This window comes from Kitasatospora sp. GP30, from assembly GCF_029892145.1.
Lineage (GTDB): Bacteria > Actinomycetota > Actinomycetes > Streptomycetales > Streptomycetaceae > Kitasatospora > Kitasatospora acidiphila.
Genome location: NZ_JARZAH010000001.1, coordinates 54,306 through 77,763 on the forward strand (window position 1 = coordinate 54,306; position 23,458 = coordinate 77,763).

Below are 23,458 nucleotides of genomic sequence, written 5' to 3' on the forward strand. Positions count from 1 at the left end.
CACGTCACCGCCGGACCGCCGCCACCTCCTCGGCCAGCACCGACACGGCCCGCCGGATGTCCGCCTCGCGGTGCTCACTGGTGACGAAGAACCGCAGCCGGGCCAGCCCCTCCTCGACGGCGGGGTGGAAGATCGGGTCGGCGATGACGCCCCGCTCGTACAGCCGGTCCGCGACCCGCAGCGTGCGCGCCGAGTCGCCGAGCAGGCACGGCACGATCGGCGTGCCCGCGCTGGCGCCGGTGGCCAGGCCGGCTGCCCCGGCCAGGCCGAGGAAGAGCTCCGCATTGCGCCGCAGCGCGGCCACCCGCTCCGGCTCGGCGGTGATCAGTTCGGTGGCGGCCAGCGCGGCGGCCGCGTTGGCGGGGGTCAGGCCCACGCTGTAGACGAACCCGGGCAGCGTGTGCCGCAGCCACCGCACCATCCGGGCCGAACCGCCCAGGTAGCCGCCGCAGCTGGCGAACGCCTTGGAGAGGGTGCCCATCCAGAGGTCCACGTCCGCCCGGTCGACGTCGAAGAACTCGCCGACGCCGCGCCCGAGTCGGCCCACGGTTCCGATGCTGTGCGCCTCGTCGACCATCAGCAGCGCGCCGTACTGCTTCTTCAGAGCAATCACGGCGGGTAGGTCCACCAGGTCGCCGTCCATGCTGTAGGCGCCCTCGACGGCGATCAACACCCGGCGGAACCGCGAGCGGTTGAGCCGCAGCAGGTGCTCCAGCTGCTCCATGTCGTTGTGGGCGAACGGGCGTCGGGCCGCCCCGGACAGGGCGCAGCCCTGCAGGATGCTGTCGTGGGCGAGCGCGTCGTGCAGCACCAGGTCACCGGCGCCGACCAGGTGCCCGATCGCGGTGACGTTGGTGGCGTGGCCGCTCACCAGCGCCAGGCAGTCCGGCACGCCGAGGAACCTGGCCAGCGCCTGCTCCAGGCGGATGGTCAACTCCCGTTCCCCGGAAAGCACTCGGCTTGCCGAGACCGAGGTGCCGTACCGCTCGACGGCTCGCTGCGCGGCCTCGTTGACGGCCGGGTGGCCGGACAGGCCGAGGTAGTTGTAGCTGCCGAAGGACAGGTAGCCGCGGCCGTCGACCACGGTGGTGTCGCGGATGGTGCCCTGGTGGACCCGGAAGTACGGAAAGTCCGCGCCGCTGCCCGTGATGGCGCTCAGCCGCTCCTCGAACTGCCGCACCTCGGGGAAGTCGTCGACCCGTGCGGTCGCACTCGCCCACTCGGTGCCGCGCTGCCGGGGCACGGAACGCACGGGGACGGGCGGTGCGGTGTGCTGCGGGTCGGCCAGGGCGGTCAGCTGCCCGATGGTGAGCTCGGGGGAGAACAGCTCGGCGGCGTCGATGCCCGGCAGGCGGTTGCTGATGTTGACCTCCAACTCCTGCAGCATCAGGGAGTCGAAGCCGAGGTCACCGACCAGGGTCAGCCGCTCGTCGAGGTCGGAGAGCGGGAAGACGCCGACCCGGGAGATCTCCTGGAGCACGATCTCCGCTGCGGAGGCCTGAGTTGGCGGCACGGCGGTCTGGCGGGGTGCGGTCGCTTTGCGGGCCGGTTCGGTGGCGGTCTGGCGGGGTGCGGTCGCTTCGCGGGCCGATTCGTCCACCGCCCAGTGGCGGCGCGGGGCGAGCGGGCTCGGCGGCAGGGTGACCGGGGGTATGCGTTCCGGTGACGGACGCAGCCCGGCACCGGTGACCGCCTGCTCGGCGAGCCGGGTCAGCTCGGCCATGCGTTCCGCAACGGGCAGCGAACTCGGTGCCGGGACAGCGGCCTTGGCCAGGTCGCCGACCCGCGCCAGGTCGCCGAGCCGCCCCGAGCCGGCCCACTGCCCCGGCCCGAGCTCGCCGCTGCGGCCCGCCATCACGGCGTCGGCCGCCGCGGTCAGCTTGGCGATGGCGTCGGCAGCGTCCCGCGCCACCAGGGCGAGCCGCTCGGCCAGCGGTGCCCGGCGCGCCAGGGTGTCGGCGACGGCGGCCAGCGGCAGCCGGTCGTCGGCAATGGCCTGCGCCAACTCCCGTGCGTATCGGGCGAGTCCGCCACGGTCACGAGCGCTGACGAGCAGCAGCTGCGGCCCGGTCTCCTCACCCGCCCCCGACTCGGGAGCCGCGCACTCCTCGACAACCAGATGAACCCCGGTGCCGCCGAAGCCGAACGCGCTGACGCCGGCCCGGCGCGGCTGCCCGGAGGCGGGCCACGGGGTCGGCGCGGTCGGGATGGTGAGCCGCGCATCGTCCAGCGCCGCCCGGTCGGCCGGCTCGAACTCCGGCTGCGGCGGGATCACTCCACGCTGCACGGCCAGTACCGCCTTGATCAGCCCGGCGATGCCCGCGGCGTTGAGCGCATGCCCGACCACGGCCTTCACCGCGCCCAGGTACGCCGGCGCGGCCTGCTCCCCGCGCAGTTCACGCAGCACGCCGATCTCGACCGGATCGCCCACCGTGGTCCCGGTGCCGTGCGCCTCCAGGTAGTCCACCGCGGCGGGCGCCAGGCCGGCATCGCGGTACGCCCGCCGGAGCGCCCGGAGTTGGCCGGCCGCCTGCGGATGCATACCGCCGGCCACCGTCCCGTCGTTGGCGGTGCCCACGCCCCGGAGCACCGCGTAGACCCGGTCGCCGGCCGCCAGCGCGTCGGCCAGCGGCCGCAGCACCAGCACCCCGGCGCCCTCGCCCAGCACGAACCCGTCGGCCTCGGCGCCGAAGGGCTGGCAGCGGCCGCTGCGCGAGAGTGCGCCGATCCGGCTGAGGCCCACCAACAGGTCGGGGGTGAGGTTGAGTTGGGCACCGCCCGCGATCGCGATCCGGCACCGACCGGCCCGCAGGGCGAACACCGCGTTGGCCACGGCCATCAGCCCGCCGGAGCACGCCGAGTCCAGCGCATAGCTCTCACCGTGCAGGTCGAGTATCGAACTGACCGTGTTGGGGCCCATGTTGAGCAGCAGCCCGGCCACCGAGCTGCCGTGCAGCCCGTCGACCGCGCGGGCTGCCTCCAGCCACTGCGGGTCGCTCGGCCGGGCGCCGAACTCGCCGCCGGCCAGTTGGCGCATCCTGAGTCGGAGGGTGCTGATCTCGCGGTAGCCGCTCTCGGTGAGCGCGGTGATGACCGAGGTCTCCTCGCGGTCGAACCCCTCGGCCTCCCACCCCGCGTCCTGGATCGCCTCGCGGGCCAGGTCGATCAGCAGCCGGTGCTGCGGGTCCATCGAACGGGCACGGCGCGGGGGGATGGTGTAGTGCGCCGCGTCGAAGTGGCCGACGTCCGGCAGCAGCGCCATGGTGTCCGTGTAAGAGGCGGACGTGTCACGGATGTTGTCGCTGCGGAAGGCTGCGCTGTGCCACCGGGAGTCAGGGACGCTGGCGAACTGCGGCTGCGGGTCGGTGAGCAGCCGCCAGTACTGGTTCAGGTCCCGGGCGCCCGGGAACCGGCAGGCCATGCCGACGATGGCGATGTCGTCGGGTCTTGAGCCGCTCGCTGTCACCGCGCGCCGCCGACTCTGGCGCGCCACCAGGCCACCGTCGCCTCGACCTGCTCGTCGAGTGGCGTGGCCCGCAGGGCGAACTCGCCTTCGTACGCGCTGGAGTCGATGACGAACGGGCGGTCGAACTGGTAGCGGATCTCCTTGAGTTCGCGGATCAGCGGGGAGACCAGGGACATCACGCCCAGGACGGCCGACGGCACGGGACGCACCGCGACCGGTGCGGTCCCGGCTTCGGAGGCCAGGCGGTTCACCATCTCCCGGGTGGAGAGCGGGGGTTCGGTCGGGACGTGCCAGGCGCGTCCCCAGGCATGCTCCTCGCCGGCCACCTCGACCAGGGCGGCGGCCACGTCGGGGAGGTAGCTCCAGCTGTGCGGGACGTCCGGGTCGCCGAGGGCGGAGACCGGCTTGCCGCGCAGCAGCTTCGGCATGACGCGGGCGGCGAGGTGGCCGCCGTCGGTCACGCCGGGGCCGAAGAAGTCCGAGGCGCGCACCTCGACGGCCTTGATCCGGCCCTGCTGGTGGAGGTCCCGAGCCTGCTCCCAGACGGCGGCGCGCACCCGGCCCTTGGTACCGGTGGCGGCGAGCGGCAGGTCTTCGGTCAGCGGGCGGTCGACCGGGCCGTAGCCGTAGAGGTTGCCGAGGGTGACCAGCACGGCGCCGGTCGCCTCGGCCGCCGCGCAGGCCGATGCGGCCAGCGGCGGCCAGTCGCTCGCCCAGCGGTGGTACGCGGGCGCGGCGCAGTTGAAGATCGAGGCCGCGCCCGCCGCGGCCTCGATCAGTCGGGCGCTGTCCGTCGCGTCCAGCGCGACGTGCTCGATGCCGGGCTCCGAAGTGCCGCCCGACCTGGTGACGACCCGCACCGAGTGCCCCTGCGCGGCCAGTAGGCGAGCGGTGGCGGCCCCGGCGGGCCCGGATCCTATGACGAGTTGAAGGCTCACGCACGCACAGTAGCGCGAGAACGATGAGACTCTGTCAGGACCGGGCCCGCACTGGGCAATCTCGTCTGACCTGCGGCTTTGCGAGGGAGGCCTACTCGGGCAGGCGGTCCAGGATCCAGCTGCCCAGCTCCTCGGTCATGGCGCTGTGCGGGGTGTTGGTCGAGGAGAAGATGTAGTCGTCGACCTCGAACTCGTCCGGGGAGAGCTGTTCGAGGTCCGTGTAGACGTCCGCCTGCTGGTCGAGGTTGCGGACGGCGAGCGCACTGACCGAGGGGACGAAGCAGATCGACTCGGTGCCCGGCTCGATGTCCACCTTGCCGGTGATCTTCAGCTTGCTGCCGGCGATGCCGAAGCTCTCCAGGGTGCCGCCGGGGGCGCCGTCCAGCTCCGGCAGGTCGTTGGTGACGACGCGCTTCTCGGAGAGCAGGCCCTTGAGGCGGGCCACCTCCTGGTCCTTGCCGGCGGACTGGGTGCGCAGGGTGGTGCCGTTGAACCAGCCGGAGGTGACCTTGATCGCGTCGACGCCGGGCTTCACGCCGTTGCCGCTGCCGTTCCCGGTGCCGTTGGCGACGGCGAGCAGGCGCGGGATCCGCGGCCAGCTGCCCACGCGGTCCAGCTCCTCCAGGAACTTGGTGCGCAGCGGGTCCTGGCGGGGCGTGCCGTCGGCGGTCTCGATGTGCCGCCACAGCAGTTGGCGGGCCGCCGGGCTGTTGATCTGCTGCGACATCTGCGGGGTGGCCTTGAGGAAGTGGGCCAGGCCCTGGAGGGCGATCGGGATCCAGGCGCCGCGGTGCGGGCTGTCGTAGGAGAGGTAGACGCCGACCCCGTGGTCGATGCGCTGCATTTCCATCCGGGCCAGGGCGTAGCGGGTGACCAGGCCGCCCATGCTGAACCCGCCGACCAGCAGCCGGGTGTCGCCCAGTTGCTCGGCGCGGGTCCGCATGATGCAGGCCGTCGCTGCCTGGGCGTTGTCCAGGATCGAGGCGCTGCGCTCGTCGTAGCCGATCAGGATCAGGTCGCGGCCGCGTCGACGCAGCTCCGTGATGAACGGGTAGCCGGTGCGCTCCAGGCCGTGGTAGAGCTCCTTGAGGCTGCTCGGGCCCGTGTTGAAGCCGTCGGACAGGATGACCGGCCTGGTGACTCCCTCGTTGCGCTCGCCGTAGTACACCCAGGCGGTGCCGCCGGGCAGCGGCCAGGTCTCGTCGGGCGTGGGCGCGGCCGGGATCTCCGGCGCAGGGGGCGGTGCGAGGAAGCCGAAGGGCTCGATCACGGGCTCGTTCTGGTCGGGCAAGGTGGGTCCCTTCAACGAGTGAGGGTGGCCCCGCAGTCGACTGCGGTGCGGGGCGAGCCGGGGTGGTGGCCCGGCGTTCCGGACCCGCACCTACCCACCCGGCCCTGCTCGCCATGCACGCGTCACTCCTTTGAGTGAATCCTGATGGATCGTCAGATAAGAATCACAACTTCAGTGCAGTGCACGGCCGTTGAGTCGCCGCCCGAGGCGCAGCGAACCCGGTTGAGGGCGGCGCCGACCAGGTGGGCGTTGGTGGGGGAGCCGGCCCGGTGGTTCCCGGACACGCCTGAGTGAGCGAGGGGGCTGGGCGCGGGGTCTCTCGCCGACCAGTCCCTGGAGCGCAGTAGGGTCCGTGCAGGGGAAGGGGGGAGCACATGGATCAGGCCCGAGTCCTGCTACTGGACGCGGCTCCTGGCGAGTTGCTCGGTCGGGAGTTGGATCGCCTGCTCGGCCACGGCCTGGCCGTCACGCTGAACCTCCGCCGGGTGGCCGATCCTGCCGGGGCGCGAGCTGCCTGGGACGGCCGGGTGGGCTTCACCGACTTCGACCCCTTCGATGAATCCGCGCTGCTCGCCGAGACCGCCCGGGACGGACTCGGCTACCACGCGGTCAAGTCCCGTGCCGGTGTGCCGCTGCGCGCCGCGTTCCTCTCGGCTGCCACCGACGCCGCGTTGGCCAACCGGCTGCGGGTGGTCGGGCGGGCCGGAGCGGGCACCGATCACGTCGAGTTGGCGGCCGCTGCCCGTCACGGCGTCTCGGTCACCCATACCCCGGGGTCCAATGCGAACGCGGTCGCCGAATTCACCCTGGCCCAGCTACTCGCCCTGACCCGGGATCTCCCCACGCACAACGAGATCGCGCACCAAGGCAGTTGGCGTGCACCGGTCGCACCAGCGGTGGAACTGTCGGAGCTGACCCTGGGCATCGTCGGGCTGGGCCGGATCGGCCGGGCACTGGCTGCGCGGGCCACCGCCCTGGGCATGGCGGTTCAGGGCCTCTCGCGGCGCCCGGCTGAGGCATCGGTGCCCCTGGCCCACTCCCTCCCCGCCCTGCTGGCGACCAGCGACGTGGTCTCCCTGCACCTGCCGCTCACCGCGCGGACCCGAGGGCTGGTCGGGCGGGCGGAACTGGCGCTGATGCGTCCGGGGTCGATCCTGCTGAACACCGCCCGGGGCGGAATCGTCGACGAACAGGCGCTGACCGACGCGCTGCGCGACCCGGCACATCCGCTCGCAGCAGCCGCGATCGACACCTTCGCACACGAGCACGCCGCCTTCGCCTCGCCGCTCTTCGGCCTGCCGAACGCGCTGCTGACCCCGCATGTCGCCGGGATGACCAGGAGCGCCATGGCCACGGCGGCCCTGTGCTGCGCGGACCACATCGCGGCCCTGCTCGCCAACCGGCCGGACGGCGTACCCGTGGTGACGGCGTGACAGTTCACGCAGCGCCGCGACGAGGCGCTCCACCACCCAACGGCCGGGGGACACGTCGTCGGGGCCCGTGGCACGCGCCCGCCGCGTCGGCTGGGCGTCAGCGTCGCCTGCGAAAATCGCTGTCCGGTCGCCGAACCGGGCTGATAAACATCCGGCGTGCAAAAGACTCTGGAGTTCCCTGACCTGCTGCGGTTGCTCGACGATCGAGCGACGGCGTTCCGCGCTGCGGTCGCCGCCGCGCCCAGCCTCGATGTGCAGGTGCCGACCTGCCCCGAGTGGACGCTGCTCGACCTGGCGCAGCACATCGGCGAGGGGCGCCGCGCCTGGGCCGCCACCATCGCCGCAGGGCCTGATGCCACGGCCAAGTCCGCAGCGCCGGGCGCCCCGGTCGCACCTCGGGAGCGCGAGGCCCAGCAGGCCTGGCTGGCCGCATCGACGCAGGAACTGGTGGACGCCCTGCGGGAGGCCGGCCCGGAGCGCGGTTGCTGGACGTGGTGGGGTGCGTCGCAGTCGCCGCAGACCTGCGGTGCCGTCGCCCGGCACCAGCTCCAGGAGATCGCGATGCACACCTACGACGCCCAACTCGCGCTGGGCGCACCGCAGTCGCTGCCGGTCGAGGTGGCACTCGACGGTGTCGAGGAGTTCCTCTCCACCTGCTGCGCCACGCCTAGCGCCTGGCCGCACCAGCCCACTGCCTTCGACTTCCACGCCATCGAGGGCCGCTCCTGGCGCCTCACGGTCGACGGCGACGGCGCCCGCTTCACCCGCATCCCCGCGGCCGGCACGGCATCCGGCACGGCACCCGCCACCGCTGCCGGCGCCTCCGTCCACGGCACGGCCAGTGAGCTGGTCCTCTTCATGTACGACCGCATCCCGGCGGCCTCCCTGCGGATCGACGGAGACGCAGGGCTGATCGACCTGCTCCGTGCCTGGGAGCCGGAGGAGTAGGACGCGACGATGCGCCACCTCGCTCGCCCCGAGCGCAGCGATGTCGGCCATCGCCACGGCGTCGTTCGGGTCGCCGGTCGTCTCGGCAGCGCCTGCCGTGTGCCCCGAGCGGGTCCAACCCGATGACGTCCCAGTCGTGGCCGGCGAGTCGTGTCGCGATCGCGGCGCCCATGCGGCCCAGGCCGAGGACGGCGATCGTGCGCGGTGTGGTCATGCGTTTCAGCGTGGCGGCACCGCAAGGTCTGCGACAGGCGCAGATCCAGCAGGGCAGCCATGCGGAAGTACGCATATCGCCAGGCTGGGGCACGCCGACCGGCGGCCCCGACCGAGCATTCACCTTTGAGCTGCCAATCGCGCTTCTCAGGCGCGGTCGGCGGCGACGGACCACACCGGGAAGAGCAGCCGGTTTTGGTTGTCAGTGGGCAGGTTGTCAGCGAACTCCCGCCCGCCAGGGACGTTCAGTGCGTCAACGATCTGGTGGAGGATGTCCCGGGTGAATCTCGCGGACAAGGTGTACGTGGTCTGCCGCAGACTGTTAATCGACCAGCCCGCACCGGCGAAGGTACCGCGCAGTTCCTGCTCGGAGCAGCGGTTGGGCGACGCGATGTCCTTGGGCACCAGGTCCGAGAAGCAGATCACGTGCAGGGTCGCCCCCGACGTGGTGGCTCGATGCAGCGTGGCGAGGTACTGCGTTCGCTGCTCTGGGGCCAACCCGTGGTAGAGGGCGCTGTCGATCACGGTGTCGAAGTGGGCGTCCGCGTCGATCCCCTCAAGGGTGACGGCGTCGGAGACGACGAACCGCACGTCGAGGCCGAGCGCCGTCGTCAGTTCGGTGGCGCGCGTGATGGCGTTGGGGGAGACATCGAGGGCGGTGACGCGGTGCCCTCGCCCTGCGAGGAAGCGGGCATTTTCGCCCAGGCCGCAACCGACGTCGAGCACTTTGCCGCGGAATCCGCCGGCTGTCTCGATCTCGACGAGCGCCGGCTGGGGGCCTTCGATGTCCCAGGGGATGATGTTGCCGCAGATCTCTTGAAGCGGGGAGTCGGGGCCGTACGGCGAGTCGCCGTTGTAGCTGGAATCGAAGCGGATGTCGGCCAGTCTCGGGCTGACTTCTGGCATGGTTCTTCTCCCGGATCCTTGTCACCGATGGCGAGGATTCAGAGTGGCTGACAGCCGGTGGCGTATACGACTGGCGACAGCTGTTTGATTACAGACTTTATTGCTTGAGGCCCTCCTTGGGGAGGCGCGTGACATCGATGTGAAAGCGCGTCAGGGCGCCTGACACGCTTTCCACGCCCCGGAGACGCCCAGTTGGCGGCTTGTTGGGCAGCGCTCACGTCAGGCCGCTTTGACCTGGAGTTGGCACCAGATCTCCTTGCCGACGGTGCCGAGCGGCCGTACGCCCCAGGACTCGGCGAGCAGGTCGACCAGGAACAGGCCGCGCCCGCCGTCCCGTTGGCAGTGCTCCTGGAGCACGGTGAGGCCGAGCGCGGCGCCGTCGGCCACCCCGATGTGCAGCCGGTCGCCGTGTAGTCGCCAGGCGACGGCGGCGCTCTCCCCGCCGTGCAGCAGTGCGTTGCCGACCAGTTCGGAGAGCACCAGGCAGGCGTCGTCGGGGTCCAGGCCGTGGGCGGTGAGCTGGTCGTGGAGGCGGTGGCGCGTGGAGCTCAGGGTGGAACGGACGACGAGCGCCACGAGGCCGAAGGAGTCGATGGAGTCGAGGGAGTTGGAGGAGGAGTCCGGGTGCCCGTCGTGGGACGGGCTCGGCAGCGGAACAAGACGCATGAAGGTCTCCAGTCCTGTGGGATCAGCGCCCCCCTTGCCCCGTGTGTGGTGGCCCGCCCCGGCCGGCCGGTATACGCGTAGCGGCCGACGGGGGTGGGCGGCCCGCGCGGCCGCTTCCCCAAGCTCAGCTGCGCGGGAGTCATGTGATGGTGGGTGGTCCCGCCCGCGGCGACGGGGGCGCCTGGCGGGCGGGACCTGGTTGCGTCGGCCAACGCCCTTTGGCTGACGCGGGGTTGGCCCCTCCTCACCACATGAGGGGCCGGGCCCGCAGAGACACCCGGGCTCTGCGGGAGCTTTTGCGGGTCGCTAGGCGGCTCGGCCCTGGAGCGAGCGGTGGACGACGGACGACAGGCTCGCGCTCAGGGACCGTTCGACCCGGATGTGCAGCTGCTTCATCAGGCGGAGGGTGGCGTCCAGCTCGGGAGCGGTGACGCCGGTGCGCGAGGTCACCTGGAGGTCCAGTCGGCGCCCGAGGGTGCGCAGTTCGGACAGGGCGGCGGCCCGGTCGGACGGCTGGGAGGAGAAGGCGGCGTTCACGGTGAATCCCTTTCGGTCGGGGAGTTGACCGCTCAGTGGTGGGTGGGCTTCAACTTGGTTGAGCAGTGGGGTGGTTGGGGGCAATGGTCAACTTCGGTACTCACACTTTCGAGTGAATAAGAGCTCTGCTTGCGCGCGGACCCTGTGGCGTCCCAAGTCAGCCCGGATTTCGCAGACTTGGGGAACATGTGGGCCGGCGGTGGGCCGGTCCGCCGATGCACAGCTGCCCCTTCCCGAAGCACTCTGCTACCAGATGCTCACACTGTGCTCTACGCTCAGAGCACCTTCAAACTGGCCGCTCGGAAAGAAAAGTCAGCCTTGAACATCAAGCAGCTCAATCCAGATGCCTCCCCGCGAGCCGCCTTCGGTGCCGAACTCCGACGAGTCCGCGAAGAGTTGGGCATGACACAGGATCAGGTCGCGGAGCGGACGGGCTACTCCTCGGGGCATATCTCGTCGCTGGAAACTGGCAGGAAATCCCCGACCTTGCGACTCGCTCGCAAAGTTGATCGCGCGTTCGGTACCGGTAGCAAGTTCGAGAATCTGTTCTTCGACCTGCGGGCGAGCTCGTTGCTCCAGGGCTTCGGTGACTACATGGCTCATGAGGCCCGAGCGGTAGAACTGCGCCTCTTTGACCTGGGCATCGTTCCCGGCTTGCTCCAGACCCCGGAGTACGCGGAAGCGATCACGCGCGGGGCTGTGCGCCGGGGCAGCATCACCCAAGTCCAGGCCAACGAACGGCTGGAGGTTTTGGCCAGCCGTCAGGCGAAGCTCTTCCGCCAGCCACCGCCGCTGCTCTTCGCTGTGCTTGATGAGAGCTGCCTCTGGCGTCCCGTCGGGGGACCCGAGGTCATGGGAGCGCAACTGGACCGCCTGGTCGAAGTCTCCGAGCTGCCGAACGTCACGATCCAGGTCGCGCCCTATGCTATGGCTGAGGCCAGGGCCTTCGACCTTCCGATCTACCTGCTGACGCTGCCAGGTCACTCTGTGGCCGCCTACTCGGAGTCGTCGCAACGCGGGCACTTCGAGCATGATCCGGACGCGGTGCGGCCGTTGCTGACGGACTACCATCACCTGCAGGTAGAGGCTCTGTCGCAGGCCGCGTCCGTGGCGCTGATCCGCAAGGCACGAGAGGAACTCCAGTGATCAACCCCGAGTGGTTCAAGTCCAGCTACAGCAGCAACGGTGGCGCCTGCGTTGAGGTCGCCGCCAACATCCCCAGCGTCGTCCCCGTCCGTGACTCCAAGGACCCCGAGGGCCCGTTCCTGACCTTCACCGCCAAGGGTTTCGCGGCCTTTGTGGCAGGTGTGAAGGGTGGCGAGTTCGGCGCGATCTGACGAACTCCCCGACACAAGCCCCTGTGCGGCCGCTCGACGGCCTCACAGGGGCTTCGCGTTGCCCGCGTTCTGCTGACGGTCTACCAACATCTGTGAACAGGCCGCATCCTGGCTGGGAAGCGCGACCCGAGAGGAGATCCCGTGATCAGCCCCGAATGGTTCAAGTCCAGCTACAGCAGCAACGGTGGCGAGTGCGTCGAGGTGGCCGCCAACATCCTCACCGTCGTCCCCGTCCGCGACTCCAAGGACCCCGAGGGCCCGTCCCTCACCTTCACCGCCCCCGCCTTCGCCGCCTTCGTGGCGGGCGTCAAGGACAGCGAGTTCGGCACCGCCTGACGAACTCCCCGACGCAAGCCCCTGCGCGGCCGCTCGATGGCTCCACAGGGCCTTTGCGCTGCTCAGCGCGGCGACTTGGGGGAGCCGAGCGGTCAGTTGCTGCCCACTGTTCGGCAGCTTGATCAGTGGGTGCGGCGGACCGGTGTCCGCCCTGCGGCACCGACCGCTGCCGGCCGATAAGCGGAACATTTCCCTGACTGACCGTCAGGTGTAAGATGCATAGTTCCTTGTAGTTGCGTCGCGAAAAATAGGGGCAGCCATGGGCCGCGCATGGGAAGCCGATCCATCCGCCGCGTTTGCAATGCGCTTGGGAAAGTCCGCGAAGGAGCTGGGAGCCTCTGACGGCCGGGACGAGTGCCCGGATATCTGGGAGCTCGACAACGGTGATATCGCGGTGATCGGCCGGGATCTCACGGAGAATTACCGCGGCAACCTTCCCGAGGGTGTGTTCCTGGCTTCGGGTGAGCGGTTGGTCGTCATCCCCGGAGCCATGCTCAGTGCGGCGAAGGCAGACATCCCGGATGCGTGATCGTCGTACCCCGGAACTGCGGCCCGAGTGGGGCGACAGGCTCGTCCGGGAGGACTACAAGCGGGACTTCCGGGAGCGTGACGCGCAGGTGAGGGACGCGGACTCCTGGAAGCTCGAACGCCTGCAGTACTTCGAGGAGCAGGGCAGCCCGAGTCGGGAGGCGCTGCGCCGGGGTGACTGGGAAGAGTCGCTGCGACTGTTGGAGGAGCGGCGCGGCTCCTTGCTCGCGATCGGCCGGGAGGATGAGGAGCGCCGCTCTGTCTTTCACCGTGTGCGGGTGATCGAGAAGCCGTTGACCGAATATCTTCAATGGGAGTTGCATTCGCTGCGGATGCGCGCTGAATACGGCGAGAGAGTCCGCATCATCCGTGCCGACGATCTGGCCGGCGCGGAGGAATTCGGCCGGTTGCCGGACCTGGTCGTCCTCGGTGGTCGCACGTTGTTCCAGCTGCTGTATGCGGAGACGGGGATTCCGATCGGGGCGGTCCGCTACACCGATCGCGATCTCGTCGAGCGCTGGGAAAACTACATCAAGGATCTCTACGAGGCGGGCGAGGATGTGCAGGCCTACTTCGACCGCGAGGTCGCGCACCTGCCCCCGCCGAGCACAGGGACGGAGTAGGCGATCAACGAGCACAGTGGGGGCGCAGACGGCCTCGGCAGTACGCGCAACGAGCTCTCGGGATCGTCGCGTAATGCCGTCCAGGCGAGGAACGTGAGCGGGGGCATCCACTTCCACGACGCTCCTGACCGCGAGAGCCCTCCAACTCCTCGCCAGCTACCAGCCGATGTGCGCGGCTTCGTCAACCGCGTCGACGAACTTCAGGAGCTGAACGCGGTCCTGGCCGACGAAGACGGGGACCCGCTCGTCGTCTCGGTGTTCGTCATCGCCGGCACCGCCGGTGCCGGCAAGACCTCGCTCGCGCTGTGCTGGGCACACCAGGCCCGCGACCACTTCCCGGACGGACAGCTGTACGTCAACCTGCGCGGCTACGACCCGGGACAGCCGGTCACCGCCCACGAAGCGCTGCACCGGTTCCTGATCTCGCTGGGCGTCCACGCCCAGTCCGTCCCGCAGGACCTGGATGCGGCCGCCGCGCTCTACCGCTCCCTACTGGCCGAGCGCCGCGTCCTGGTGGTCTTGGACAACGCCGCCACGGTCGGTCAGGTCCGCCCCCTGCTACCCGGCAGCGTCGGCTGCCTGGTCGTCGTCACCAGCCGCAGCCGCCTGTCCGGTCTCGCGGTGCGTGACGGCGCCCGTCGACTGACCCTTGGCACACTGCCCGAACCGGAAGCCGTCGCACTGCTACGCGCCATCACCGCCGGCTACCGCCCCCAGGACGACCCCGACAAGCTCACCGAGCTCGCCCGACTCTGTGCCCAACTGCCCCTCGCTCTACGCATCGCCGCCGAGCGCGCCGCCAGCTTCCCCCACATGGGACTGGACGACCTGATCGCCGACCTGCGCGACGAGTCCGCCCTGTGGGACGCCCTGAGCGTGGGAGACGAGGAGGAAACCGACGCCGTCCGCACCGTGTTCGCCTGGTCCTACCGCGCTCTACCCGACCAGGTCGCCCGCCTGTTCCGTCTCCTGGGCCTCCACCCAGGCCCCGAGTTCGGACTTCACGCCGCAGCCGCCCTCGCCCACCTCACCGCCGGCCGCACCCGCCAACTCCTCGACTCCCTCGTCGGCGCCCACCTCGTCGAACAGACCGCACCAGACCGCTACCAGTTCCACGACCTGCTGCGCGCCTACGCCAGCGACCAAGCCCAGCACGAGGAAGCCCCCGCACAATGGCAGGCCGCGCTGCGCCGCGTCCTGGGCTGGTACCTGCACACCGCCGACGCCGCCCAGCACTGGCTCGCCCCGGCCGAAGAGCACCTGCCGCTCGCCCCGCCGGCCGACGGCGTGCAACCGCTGGCCTTCCCCGACTACAACTCGGCCGTGGACTGGGCCGAACGCGACCGCGCCAACCTCCTGCAGGCCGTCCGAACGGCCGCCGCGGCCGGCGAGGACCAGCTGACGTGGCAACTGGCCGCCGTGCTCTGGAACGCGCAAGCTCCCTCAGCACCGGGCGCGGACTGGCCCTCCGTAGGCCACATCGGTCTGGCAGCAGCAGAACGCCTGGGCGACAACACCGCCCGGGCGCTGCTGCTCACCGACCTCGGCATGGGCTACACCCGGATCAACTCCTTCGCCGAAAGCCTGGAGTACCACCACAAGGCACTGCCGATTTGGCGCGACCTGGGGGACCGGCTCAGCGAGGCTCACTCACTCAACCTGCTCGGCCTGGTCCACCTGCGCAGCCGGCAGCTGACCGAGGCCGCACGGTACTTCGAGCGGGCCATTACCGCCTTCCAACTGCAGGGCGCCACACACTGGGAGGCCACCGCGCTCTCCAACCTCGCCAGTGCCCACTATCGGGCCGGACACTTCCGACAGGCGACGGCCACCATCGACCAAGCACTGACGGCACACCGCTCGCTGAACAACCAGCGAGGCGAGGGAAATGCCCTGCACCTGCTGAGCAACCTGCAACGCGAGCAGGGGGCCGTCGATGCGGCCCTGGCATCGGCTCATGACGCAGTGGAGATCGCGTTGAGCCTACGCGCCCACCGACTGGAGGGCTTCTGGCTCATCACGCTCGGAGACGCCCAGCGGGCCAACGGCCTGTTGAGTGAAGCGTTGGACTCCTACCAGCGCGCTGCCGTCCTCCACCGTCGCCTCGGCGACCGCAGCCGGGAAGCTTTGGCTTGGTATGGCGTCGGAGAGACGTACTGTCAGCTCGACCGCGAGGCAGAGGCGACCAACTTCTACCGCCAGGCCGCCACTGCTCATCACGAGCTCGGCGACGCCTGGAACGAGGCACTGAGCCTGGACGGCCTGGCACAATCCCTGCGGAGCCGCGATCCACAATCGGCCCGGCAGCATTGGGCCGAGGCACTCAGGCTTCTGGCCGACTACGACGACCCGCGCGCGGCAGCGCAGCGGAACCGGATCGAACGCCGGCTGGGAACGTGATGAAGACGGCCCGTCAGACGAGGAGCCCGGCCATCGGCGTCTGGACCGGTTGAGATCGCCGTACGGCCCGCCGCGCCCCCGTCGCTGTTCGGGCAGCAGCGTCAAGTCGACCGGGAACGTCACCGGACCGTCCGCGCACAGCACGGCGTCGGTCGCGACTGCGAATGCGATCCCGTCACCAGCGAAGCCGTGATCCGCTGAGCCGCCATCGGTCTCACGACCCGGTGCCGCACCGGGTGAGGAGTTCCATGAGATGTCCGTCGGGGTCGCGGAAGTAGGTGCCCCTGCGGCCTTCGATGTGCTTGCTGTGATAGATCTGCCCGATTTCTTGGCATGCGGGATCGCCGTAGTGGGTGATTCCGCCGTGCTGGATGCGGGCGAGGGCTGCGTCGAACTCCTGCTCGCCGAGCATGAACGCGTAGTGGTGTGGCTCGAAGTCGTCCAACTGGTCGTAGTCCAGGCTGACCTGGTTGGCCAGCCTGACCGGCGTGAAGTGCGCCAGCGGCGGGTCGACGCTCAGGCCGAGGATTTCGGCCAGGAACTGCGCCGAGGCTTGCGGGTCACGGGCGGGGACGATGGTGTGATTCAGTTCCACGGTCATGGTGACTCCTCTTCAGGGGCGGGGCTACGCATGGTGGGGTGCTCGGCGGCCTCGGCGACCCGGCATGGTGCATGGATGCGTGACTGCCCGAGGGAGGACAGGGCTTCTCCGGCTACAGCTGCGATGTGATGTAGATCGAGGTGGCGGTGCCGCACGTCGGGCGCACGGCCGAGCGGTTGCGGCTCACGACCGGGCGGGCGAGCCGCGGGCTCAGGCGAGGGCGGCGACCAGCAGGGCGAAGGCGGCGATGATGACGGCGACGCGGACGTAGTGGAAGCGGTCCCAGCGGTTCATCTGCTCCTTCCAGTCCGCAGGCCGGTTCTCGGGGGTCCACGTCTTGCCCCGGTTGTTGATCGGGACGAGCAGCAGGACCGACATGATCACACTGAGGATCAGCAGCGCACCGGCGGTGACGACGAGGCCGGTGCCGTGGTGGTGCCATCCGGCGACGGCCCAGACCGCGCTAAGGACGAGCGAGCCGATGTACCAGAACGGCATCACGGCGCCGAGCATCCGGCCCCCGTGGGCGCGGGCGAGTTGGTTGCTGTCGTCGGGGAGGGCGTTGAGGATCGGGTTGAGGACGAAGGCGACGGAGAACTCGACCCCCACCATCACTCCGACGACCACGGTGGTGACGATCTCGAGTGCGCTGAGCATGATGACCCCCTGGGATCTAGCGTTGCTAGCTGATGAGGCAACGCTAGTACTGCTGCCGCTCATTTGTCTAGCGGTGCTAGGATCGACTCATGTCGGTACAGGAACGCAAGCAGCGTGAACGGGCGGGCCGCGAACGCCTCATCGTGGCGACGGCCCGCGAACTCGCCGAGCAGCAGGGCTGGGACGCGGTCACCACCCGCCGGCTCGCCGAGCGCATCGAATACAGCCAACCCGTCCTCTACAGCCACTTCAGCGGCAAGCGCGAGATCATCGGCGCCGTCGCCCTGGAGGGTGCCACCGAGATGGCCGCGGCGGTGCGGGTCGCGGCCGCCGCCGCGGACGGCCCGCGCGCCCGGGTCATCGCCCTCGCCCGCGCCTACCTCGACTTCGCCGCACGCAACCCGGCGGTCTACGACGCCCTGTTCCAGCTCGACGGCGGCTTGGCCTTCGCGGCCGAGGACACCCCGGAGCCGCTGAAGGACGCCTTCGCCGCCCTGCTGGAGAACCTCGGCGAGGTCGCCGGGGACGGCGTCCATCCGGGACTGTTCACCGAGGTGTTCTGGGCGGCCCTGCACGGGCTGGCCACCCTGACCCGGGCGGGACGGCTGCCGCCGCCGGAAGCCGAGCGGAGGGTGGAGCTGCTGGTGGACCGGCTCGCCGTGGTCTGAGACACGCCATTCCGACGGGCACGCAGCGCGCAGCCGGCGGCCGACGCGGCCGGGCGCGGACGGGGGGTGCTCGTCAACGGCCCTCCGGGGGTGGTGTCTTGGCGCGAGGACGGGACGCCGCTGTCGGTCATCGCGTACACCGTGGTCGACTGCCGGATCACCGAGAGCACGGTCGTGGTCGACCTGGCCAAGCTCGCCGCGATGGGTCTGCCGGACCCGGTGTGACCCGGACACGTGGCGGCCCGGGGTGCTAGCCCCGGGCCGCCACACGCCTGTTGACGGTTCTACGGCAGTGAGCCTCCCGAAGTGGCGTCCAGCTTCACCCACTTCGCTTCACTCGGCACACCGTTCGCGTCCAGCAGGAACAGCATGTAGTACCCGGGCGGCGCGGCGTTCGTGCTCGGCGGGCTCTGCAGCGTCAGCTTGTTGCCGTCGCGCTTGGTGATCTGCAGCTCCACATGGCGCTGGGCGGTGTCCACCGAGTGCGTGGAGGTGATCGGCGACATCAGCACGGCGCGGGTCACCTGGCCCTGGGTGGACGAGGTGACGTCGAAGCTGCGGCTGTACCGCACCCCGTCGCTCGGCGCCGAGTCCAGCTTGGGCCGGGCACCGCTGTGCAGGTACCACGGCTCGTAGATCTCGATCGTGCCGCCGTTCTCCGTCTTGATGTTCGGATTGTTGGCGATCTGCTGCAGCTCGTCACCGGTGATCATCACCCGGCCGTCCGGCAGGATCACCGCGTTGGAGTGGTAGCCGCGCGGCAGTCGCTGGACCGGGCCGAGCTTCCAGTTGCCCTGCTTGTCGCGCATCTCGGTCTGGCGGTACTTCAGGTCCGCGTTGGGGTTGTACGCCCCGTTGCCGTAGTCGCGGATGTCGAAGGCGCCGTTGACGGTGAAGAGGTTGCCGTCCGGGAAGATCAGGGTGTCGTCCTGGGTGCGGCCGAAGGCGCGCGGGGTGTCCGTGGACCACTTGCCGCCGGAGAGCTTGTAGGTGTTGGGGTCGGCGTTGTTGCCGCCGAGGATCAGCACCGAGTCGGGCCCCTTGGTGCCGTTGGGCAGCGCCACCGCCGAGCCGTAGTTGCGGTTCATCACCCCGGGAGCCAGGTTGTCCGGGCGGGCCGGCAGGTCGGCGCGGGTCTCGGCCTTGGGGTCGAAGACCCACTGCTGCTTGGGCACCCGCCCGAGCCCGTAGATCTTGCCGTCGTTGAGCGAGAAGAGCTGCGGATAGTCGGTGGTGAACGGGGCGTCCGCGCCGAACCGGTCGACGGGACCCATCGGCACCTTCTTGGAGTCGTAGACCACCGGGTCCTTCTTGGCCGGGAACCGCTCCACGATCGGGGTCGGGGTGCCCCAGCCGATCTCCGACTGGCCCGACATGATCAGCTGCCGGCCGTCCGCGCCGGTCACCACCGACGGGTACCAGCGGCCGACGGACATGTCGGGGTTCTTGGTCCACTTCTCCGTCCACGGGTCGAAGATCAGCGACAGCTTGGCGCCCGCACCGCCGTTGCCGCCCAGGTTGCCGCCGAAGATGCCGACCATGCCGTTGGCCAGGTAGGAGTGCCCGGCGCAGAAGAACGGCGCGGGCCGGTTGGCCCCGGTGCCGTCGTCCAGCACCACGTTGGGCGGCGGTACCGCCGTGAAGGCGTTGGAGCCGGTGCCCAGCGACGGGTCCCAGAGGTAGGCGCGGCCCTTGTTGGCCGAGCCGATGATGTTGGTCGGCGCGGGCTCCTGGGTCGGGTCGGTCTCCACCGGCTCGAACGAGAAGAGCAGCACCTTGCCGGTGGGCAGCAGCGCGACGTGGTCGCCGTACTCGGGCGAGGTGAAGTAGTCGGTGAACTTGCCGAAGACCGACGGGTCGAAGTTCTTGTTGAGCTCCGCCTGGGTCTTGGTGAGCATCTCCAGGCGGTGCACCCGGATCGGGAGCGGGTAGCCGTTGTCCGACCCGCCCTCGGCCCGGGTGTGCGCGGCCTCCCGGAGGCCGGCCCGGGTCTCCAGGCGCTGCCAGGCCAGGTAGCCGGCCTCCTCCGGGCCGAACGCGCGCACTTCGTCGGCACGGGTCTCGGCCTGCACCTGGGCGGCGGTGATGGACTGCTCGTCGGGGCTGGTGGTGGCGGCGCCCGCGCTGAGCGGGACGGCCAGGGCGGTGGAGGCGGCCACGGCGGCGACGGTGCAGGCGCGCACCAGGGCGGCTAGCCGGCGTCCGGGCGGCACAGCGGTACGGGACATGGATTTCCTTCACAGTGAGGGACGAATGGCGGCCCTGACTACGCTTGGTAGCGGAAAGTGAGGGGCTTCGGCACCCCTGGCGGATGCCGCCGCAACGGCGTGCGCGCGGCCGCGACGGCCGGATTCAGAGCCGTGTTCAGTCTTATGACCAGCGCGAGTTGCTGTCGCGTCAGATACCGCCAACGGGTGGCCCGGGCACCCGTCTGATGGCTCGTCGGTCGCTCGGCTCAAGTAGGTCGCATACGGTCATGATTACCGACCGCCATCAGAGAATCGTGGAGACTCCATGCCCGTCGACCTGCCGTTGCGCGAGAACGAGGACATCCAGGGAGATGTGCTCGCCGGATTCAAGAAGGACCAGATGGTGCTGCTGATGCTCTCCTTCCAGGACGGCATCAAGGCCCGCAGCTGGCTCCAACGGCTGACCCCGCGGATCGCCACCACCAGACAGGTGGCCGGCTTCAACGAGGCGTTCAGCCAGGCGCGCAAGCGCAGCGGTGGCGACCCCACCGGTCTCAAGGCGACCTGGATGGGCCTCAGCTTCACCTACTCCGGCCTGCAGATGCTGCTCGGCCGGGAGCCCTACCCGTCGGCCGACCCCGGCACCACCCTCGGCGCCTTCCAGCAGGGCCCGGTGCCCCGGGCCGAAAAGATCGGCGACAAGGGCGACAGCCACCCGAGCCACTGGCTGTTCGGCAACAACAAGACCGAGGGCCTGATCCACGCGGTGCTCACCATCGCCTCCGACACCGTCGAAGACCTGAACGGCATGGTCACCGAGCAGCGCGAGCTGGCCGTCAGGTACGGCATCTCGATCATGTTCCAGCAGGAGGGCGCCACCCTGAAGGGCAGCCGGCGCGGCAAGGAGCACTTCGGTTTCAAGGACGGCGTCAGCGAACCGGGGGTGATCGACTTCGACGAGCCCGACCCGCTGATGCCGGAGTGGGTCAAGGACCACCCGGGCACCCGGCTGATCCCCGCCGGAGAGTTCGTGGCCGGCCACCCCAGGGTCGGGGACGCTCCCAACACGCTGCCGCAGTGGGCGTTCAACGGTTCGTTCCAGGTGATCCGCCGGCTGGCCCAGGACGTCCCAGGCTGGTGGGCGCAGATCTCCCGGCAGTTGGAGCCGCTCAAGAAGGCCAAGGCGATCCCCGACGACGCCACGGTGGAGTGGGTGGCCTCCCGGGTGGTCGGGCGCTGGCGCTCCGGCGCCCCGGTGGCCAACTGCCCGCTCGCCGACAAGCCGTACGACACGGTGGCCGCCAACGACAACAACATCAGCTACCTCAACGACTTCGAAGGGCACCTCACCCCGCTCTTCTCGCACCTGCGCAAGACCAACCCGCGGGACGCCCTGCAGGAGCGCCCGGGCGCCGATCCGTTCCCCGAGAACCCGGTGATGGACCGGCGCCGGATCGTGCGGCGCGGCAGCCCCTACGGCGCGCCGTTCGACCCGGCGTCCGAGGGTCCTGGCGGGCCTGACGAGTCGCGCGGGCTGCTCTTCATCTGCTACCAGACCGATCTGATCGACCAGTTCGAGTTCATCCAGAACCGGTGGATCGACAACCCCGACTTCCCACCCAACCGTGTCGACGACGAGCCCGGCCCCGATGCCATGGTCGGCTTCAACGGCACGGTCAACTGGGAGCACGCCGGCGGCGAGCCGGTGCAGCTCGGCTTCGAGCGGTTTGTTCGCACTGAGGGCGCGGTCTACGCCTTCCTACCGTCGATCACCATGCTCAAGGCACTGGGCGAGGGCCGGCTGCCGTCGGACATGCCGCCGGTCGGGCAGCCGGTGGACACCTTCCTGCCGGTGCCCGACCGGCAGCGCACGGACGGCAAGAGCTGGTACTGGGCGTTCCGCACGGTCGCCGGCGAGCAGCAGTTCCGGGCGATCTCCATCGCCGACGGCGACCAGCACACCGACCGCAAGGAGACCGACGACCAGCCGGTCGACAACTGGGCCTCGTTCACCGACATCACCCAGGTGGACTGCCTGCTGCCGTTCCCGGACAAGCAGAACGTCGACAACAAGACGTCCTACTGGCTGTTCCACAGCGCCAACGCCATGCAGCGCTACCGGGTGGTCTCGATCGCCAACGGCAGCGACCACCAGGACGTCATGGAGCGCGACGACGCCCCACTGACCACCTGGCCCGCGCTCGCCGGGGTCGCCCGGGTGGACTTCTTCCTGCCGATGCCGGACCGGCAGCGGGTCAACGGGATGAGCCTCTACTGGGTCTTCCACACCCTGAACGGCCAGCAGTTCCACCGGGTGATCAGCATCGCCGACGGCGAGCAGCACGCGAACCAGATCCTCCGCTCCGACCGCCGGCTCTCCGCCTGGAGCTCGTTCGCCGGGATCGACAAGGTCACCACCATCCTGCCGATCCCGGACATGCGGGAGGTGAACGGCCGGTCCTGGTACTGGGTCTTCCACCGCGACCGCTACCGGATGATCTCGATGCTGAACAGCGGCGACCACGACGACCAGATCGAGGTGCCGGACCGGTCGACCACGCTGTGGAGCTCGCTGACCGTGAACTGACGCAGCGTCACAGGTAGTTGTGCCCACCGCCGAGGGCGACGAAGGCCCGGACCTTCGCGTCCTCGGCGGCGGCACGCCACACCAGTGCGCCATGGGCCGGCGGCAGGCCGGTCAACGGGCGGCTGGTGACCCCGGGATGGCAGTAGTGGCGGAACAGGCCGGCGTGGGTGGGCCAGACCAGGCGGCCGGTGGCCACCTGGTTCAGCGCCTCCTGGTAGGTGCGGGCAGCCCCGGCGGTGGGGGTCCCCCCGGTCGAAGGCTGGGGGCGGATCGGGCGGCCCCTCGGGGTGACCGGAGGCTGGGCCGACAGCCGCAGCGCGGTGGGGAGTTGGGCGGGCAGGGCGAGTACCGGGTAGTCGGCCAGCTGCTCCGCGTCCACTGTGGCGGCCGCGGCCAGCGGGTGGTCCACGGCGACGGCCAGCACCCGGTCGTGGCCGACCAGCACCGGGCCGAACCGCAAGTCCGGCTCGGCCACCGGCAGCAGGCTGAGCACCAAGTCCAACTCGCCGCCGCGCAGCTGCCCGTAGAGATCGGTCCAGGGCACCTCGGCCAGGCTGATCCGGCAGGCCGGGTGAGCCGCCGCAAAGTCGGCCGCGAGGGTGGTCAGCGGGGCGCCGTTGAGGCAGCCGAGGAAGCCGATCCGCAGGGTGCCGACCACGCCCTGGGCCACCGTGCGGGCCTCGTCGAAGGCTTGGCCGAGCGCCTGGTAGGCGGCGCCCAGGCCGTCCCTGGTGTGCTCGCCGAGCCGGGTCAGCTCCACCCGGCGGCTGGTCCGGGTGAACAGCGGTGCGCCGAGCCGGCGTTCCAGCGACTGGATCTGCTGGCTCACCCGGGACTGGGACAGCCGCAGCCGCTGCGCGGTCCGGCCGAAGTGCAACTCCTCGGCCAGCGCCAGAAAGGTCTCGATCTCCCCCAGATCCACGGCTCCCCCATGCTCGCCCGACGGCCCGGGAGCGATCATCCGCCGAGGCCGCGACCGCCTGCAACACCGGCCCGGGCAGAGGTCTCGACCAATGGTTCGGCTCCTTGACTTGGGGTTCAGGCGGTCGCGCGTTCCAGCAGGTGACAGACTTCCTGGATTGCCGATTGGTACAGACCTGTTGACCTGACGCGGCGGCAGGGCCTACCTTCGGC

At 70.2% G+C, this 23,458-nt stretch carries 21 protein-coding genes; 11 read left to right on the plus strand and 10 right to left on the minus strand.

Annotated elements, in window-relative coordinates:
- Positions 1-4 precede the first annotated feature (4 nt).
- The 3 genes from P3T35_RS00280 to P3T35_RS00290 form a co-directional block, all read right to left on the minus strand.
- Positions 5-3,493: an aminotransferase class I/II-fold pyridoxal phosphate-dependent enzyme gene (locus P3T35_RS00280; protein ID WP_280703940.1), complete on the minus strand. Its 3,489-nt coding sequence runs from the start codon at positions 3,491-3,493 to the stop codon at positions 5-7.
- The gene (locus P3T35_RS00285) at positions 3,463-4,404 is read right to left on the minus strand and encodes an NAD-dependent epimerase/dehydratase family protein (RefSeq protein ID WP_101380813.1); all 942 of its coding nucleotides are present in this window, start codon (positions 4,402-4,404) and stop codon (positions 3,463-3,465) included. The genes P3T35_RS00280 and P3T35_RS00285 overlap by 31 nt, the downstream gene beginning before the upstream one ends.
- Positions 4,405-4,495: 91 nt before the next feature.
- On the minus strand, positions 4,496-5,695 hold the full coding sequence (locus P3T35_RS00290) for a hypothetical protein (RefSeq protein ID WP_101380814.1): 1,200 nt from the start codon (positions 5,693-5,695) through the stop codon (positions 4,496-4,498).
- Positions 5,696-6,069: 374 nt separating this feature from the next.
- Between P3T35_RS00290 and P3T35_RS00295 the strand changes: the two genes are divergently transcribed.
- Both P3T35_RS00295 and P3T35_RS00300 read left to right on the plus strand, forming a co-directional pair.
- Positions 6,070-7,128: an NAD(P)-dependent oxidoreductase gene (locus tag P3T35_RS00295; protein ID WP_101380815.1), complete on the plus strand. Its 1,059-nt coding sequence runs from the start codon at positions 6,070-6,072 to the stop codon at positions 7,126-7,128.
- A 156-nt stretch (positions 7,129-7,284) separates the two neighbouring features.
- Entirely contained in the window at positions 7,285-8,076 is a 792-nt protein-coding gene (locus P3T35_RS00300) for a maleylpyruvate isomerase family mycothiol-dependent enzyme (RefSeq protein WP_101380816.1), read from the plus strand.
- A 360-nt stretch (positions 8,077-8,436) separates the two neighbouring features.
- Here P3T35_RS00300 and P3T35_RS00305 read toward each other — a convergent pair whose 3' ends face one another.
- The 3 genes from P3T35_RS00305 to P3T35_RS00315 form a co-directional block, all read right to left on the minus strand.
- Positions 8,437-9,195: a class I SAM-dependent methyltransferase gene (locus P3T35_RS00305; protein ID WP_101380817.1), complete on the minus strand. Its 759-nt coding sequence runs from the start codon at positions 9,193-9,195 to the stop codon at positions 8,437-8,439.
- 219 nt (positions 9,196-9,414) lie between these two features.
- The gene (locus tag P3T35_RS00310) at positions 9,415-9,861 is read right to left on the minus strand and encodes an ATP-binding protein (protein WP_101380818.1); all 447 of its coding nucleotides are present in this window, start codon (positions 9,859-9,861) and stop codon (positions 9,415-9,417) included.
- Positions 9,862-10,167: 306 nt separating this feature from the next.
- Entirely contained in the window at positions 10,168-10,398 is a 231-nt protein-coding gene (locus P3T35_RS00315; RefSeq protein ID WP_101380819.1) for a hypothetical protein, read from the minus strand.
- 264 nt (positions 10,399-10,662) lie between these two features.
- Here P3T35_RS00315 and P3T35_RS00320 point away from each other — a divergent pair, with 264 nt between their 5' ends.
- From P3T35_RS00320 to P3T35_RS00345, 6 genes are all read left to right on the plus strand, one after another.
- Positions 10,663-11,544, plus strand: coding sequence for a helix-turn-helix transcriptional regulator (locus tag P3T35_RS00320; RefSeq protein WP_280703941.1), 882 nt, complete (start codon positions 10,663-10,665; stop codon positions 11,542-11,544).
- A complete protein-coding gene (locus P3T35_RS00325; RefSeq protein ID WP_101380820.1) occupies positions 11,541-11,735 on the plus strand; it encodes a DUF397 domain-containing protein in 195 nt (64 codons plus the stop codon). The genes P3T35_RS00320 and P3T35_RS00325 overlap by 4 nt, the downstream gene beginning before the upstream one ends.
- Before the next feature lie 141 nt (positions 11,736-11,876).
- Entirely contained in the window at positions 11,877-12,071 is a 195-nt protein-coding gene (locus tag P3T35_RS00330; protein ID WP_101380821.1) for a DUF397 domain-containing protein, read from the plus strand.
- 259 nt (positions 12,072-12,330) lie between these two features.
- A complete protein-coding gene (locus P3T35_RS00335; RefSeq protein ID WP_101380822.1) occupies positions 12,331-12,600 on the plus strand; it encodes a hypothetical protein in 270 nt (89 codons plus the stop codon).
- Positions 12,593-13,222 (plus strand): DUF6879 family protein, encoded by a 630-nt coding sequence (locus tag P3T35_RS00340; protein WP_101380823.1) that lies wholly within the window; start codon positions 12,593-12,595, stop codon positions 13,220-13,222. The genes P3T35_RS00335 and P3T35_RS00340 overlap by 8 nt, the downstream gene beginning before the upstream one ends.
- A 93-nt stretch (positions 13,223-13,315) precedes the next feature.
- Positions 13,316-15,622 carry a tetratricopeptide repeat protein gene (locus P3T35_RS00345; RefSeq protein ID WP_101380824.1) on the plus strand — a complete coding sequence of 769 codons (2,307 nt, stop codon included), beginning with the start codon at positions 13,316-13,318 and terminating at the stop codon, positions 15,620-15,622.
- 214 nt (positions 15,623-15,836) lie between these two features.
- On the opposite strand, the gene P3T35_RS00350 is transcribed toward P3T35_RS00345, so the two are convergent.
- Positions 15,837-16,223, minus strand: a complete 387-nt coding sequence (locus tag P3T35_RS00350; RefSeq protein ID WP_101380825.1) for a VOC family protein — start codon at positions 16,221-16,223, stop codon at positions 15,837-15,839.
- A gap of 210 nt (positions 16,224-16,433) precedes the next feature.
- Positions 16,434-16,880, minus strand: coding sequence for a DUF1772 domain-containing protein (locus P3T35_RS00355; protein ID WP_101380826.1), 447 nt, complete (start codon positions 16,878-16,880; stop codon positions 16,434-16,436).
- An 89-nt stretch (positions 16,881-16,969) separates the two neighbouring features.
- On the opposite strand from P3T35_RS00355, the gene P3T35_RS00360 reads away from it, so the two are divergent.
- On the plus strand, positions 16,970-17,548 hold the full coding sequence (locus P3T35_RS00360) for a TetR/AcrR family transcriptional regulator (RefSeq protein ID WP_101380827.1): 579 nt from the start codon (positions 16,970-16,972) through the stop codon (positions 17,546-17,548).
- Between the two features lie 90 nt (positions 17,549-17,638).
- Positions 17,639-17,773 carry a hypothetical protein gene (locus tag P3T35_RS00365; RefSeq protein WP_280703942.1) on the plus strand — a complete coding sequence of 45 codons (135 nt, stop codon included), beginning with the start codon at positions 17,639-17,641 and terminating at the stop codon, positions 17,771-17,773.
- Between the two features lie 59 nt (positions 17,774-17,832).
- Here the strand turns inward: P3T35_RS00365 and P3T35_RS00370 are convergent, their stop codons facing one another.
- Positions 17,833-19,776 carry a galactose oxidase early set domain-containing protein gene (locus P3T35_RS00370; protein WP_101380828.1) on the minus strand — a complete coding sequence of 648 codons (1,944 nt, stop codon included), beginning with the start codon at positions 19,774-19,776 and terminating at the stop codon, positions 17,833-17,835.
- A gap of 286 nt (positions 19,777-20,062) precedes the next feature.
- Between P3T35_RS00370 and P3T35_RS00375 the strand changes: the two genes are divergently transcribed.
- Positions 20,063-22,324, plus strand: a complete 2,262-nt coding sequence (locus P3T35_RS00375) for a Dyp-type peroxidase (protein WP_101380829.1) — start codon at positions 20,063-20,065, stop codon at positions 22,322-22,324.
- A gap of 7 nt (positions 22,325-22,331) precedes the next feature.
- Here the strand turns inward: P3T35_RS00375 and P3T35_RS00380 are convergent, their stop codons facing one another.
- Entirely contained in the window at positions 22,332-23,246 is a 915-nt protein-coding gene (locus tag P3T35_RS00380) for a LysR family transcriptional regulator (RefSeq protein ID WP_180356480.1), read from the minus strand.
- Between the last annotated feature and the right edge of the window lie 212 nt (positions 23,247-23,458).

Bases quoted from the DNA above. Each gene is read 5' to 3' on its own strand.
- P3T35_RS00295 (WP_101380815.1), top strand. From the start codon at position 6,070: ATGGATCAGGCCCGAGTCCTGCTACTGGACGCGGCTCCTGGCGAGTTG.
- P3T35_RS00305 (WP_101380817.1), bottom strand. From the start codon at position 9,195: ATGCCAGAAGTCAGCCCGAGACTGGCCGACATCCGCTTCGATTCCAGC.
- P3T35_RS00310 (WP_101380818.1), bottom strand. From the start codon at position 9,861: ATGCGTCTTGTTCCGCTGCCGAGCCCGTCCCACGACGGGCACCCGGAC.
- P3T35_RS00335 (WP_101380822.1), top strand. From the start codon at position 12,331: ATGGGCCGCGCATGGGAAGCCGATCCATCCGCCGCGTTTGCAATGCGC.
- P3T35_RS00340 (WP_101380823.1), top strand. From the start codon at position 12,593: ATGCGTGATCGTCGTACCCCGGAACTGCGGCCCGAGTGGGGCGACAGG.
- P3T35_RS00350 (WP_101380825.1), bottom strand. From the start codon at position 16,223: ATGACCGTGGAACTGAATCACACCATCGTCCCCGCCCGTGACCCGCAA.
- P3T35_RS00355 (WP_101380826.1), bottom strand. From the start codon at position 16,880: ATGCTCAGCGCACTCGAGATCGTCACCACCGTGGTCGTCGGAGTGATG.
- P3T35_RS00360 (WP_101380827.1), top strand. From the start codon at position 16,970: ATGTCGGTACAGGAACGCAAGCAGCGTGAACGGGCGGGCCGCGAACGC.
- P3T35_RS00370 (WP_101380828.1), bottom strand. From the start codon at position 19,776: ATGTCCCGTACCGCTGTGCCGCCCGGACGCCGGCTAGCCGCCCTGGTG.
- P3T35_RS00375 (WP_101380829.1), top strand. From the start codon at position 20,063: ATGCCCGTCGACCTGCCGTTGCGCGAGAACGAGGACATCCAGGGAGAT.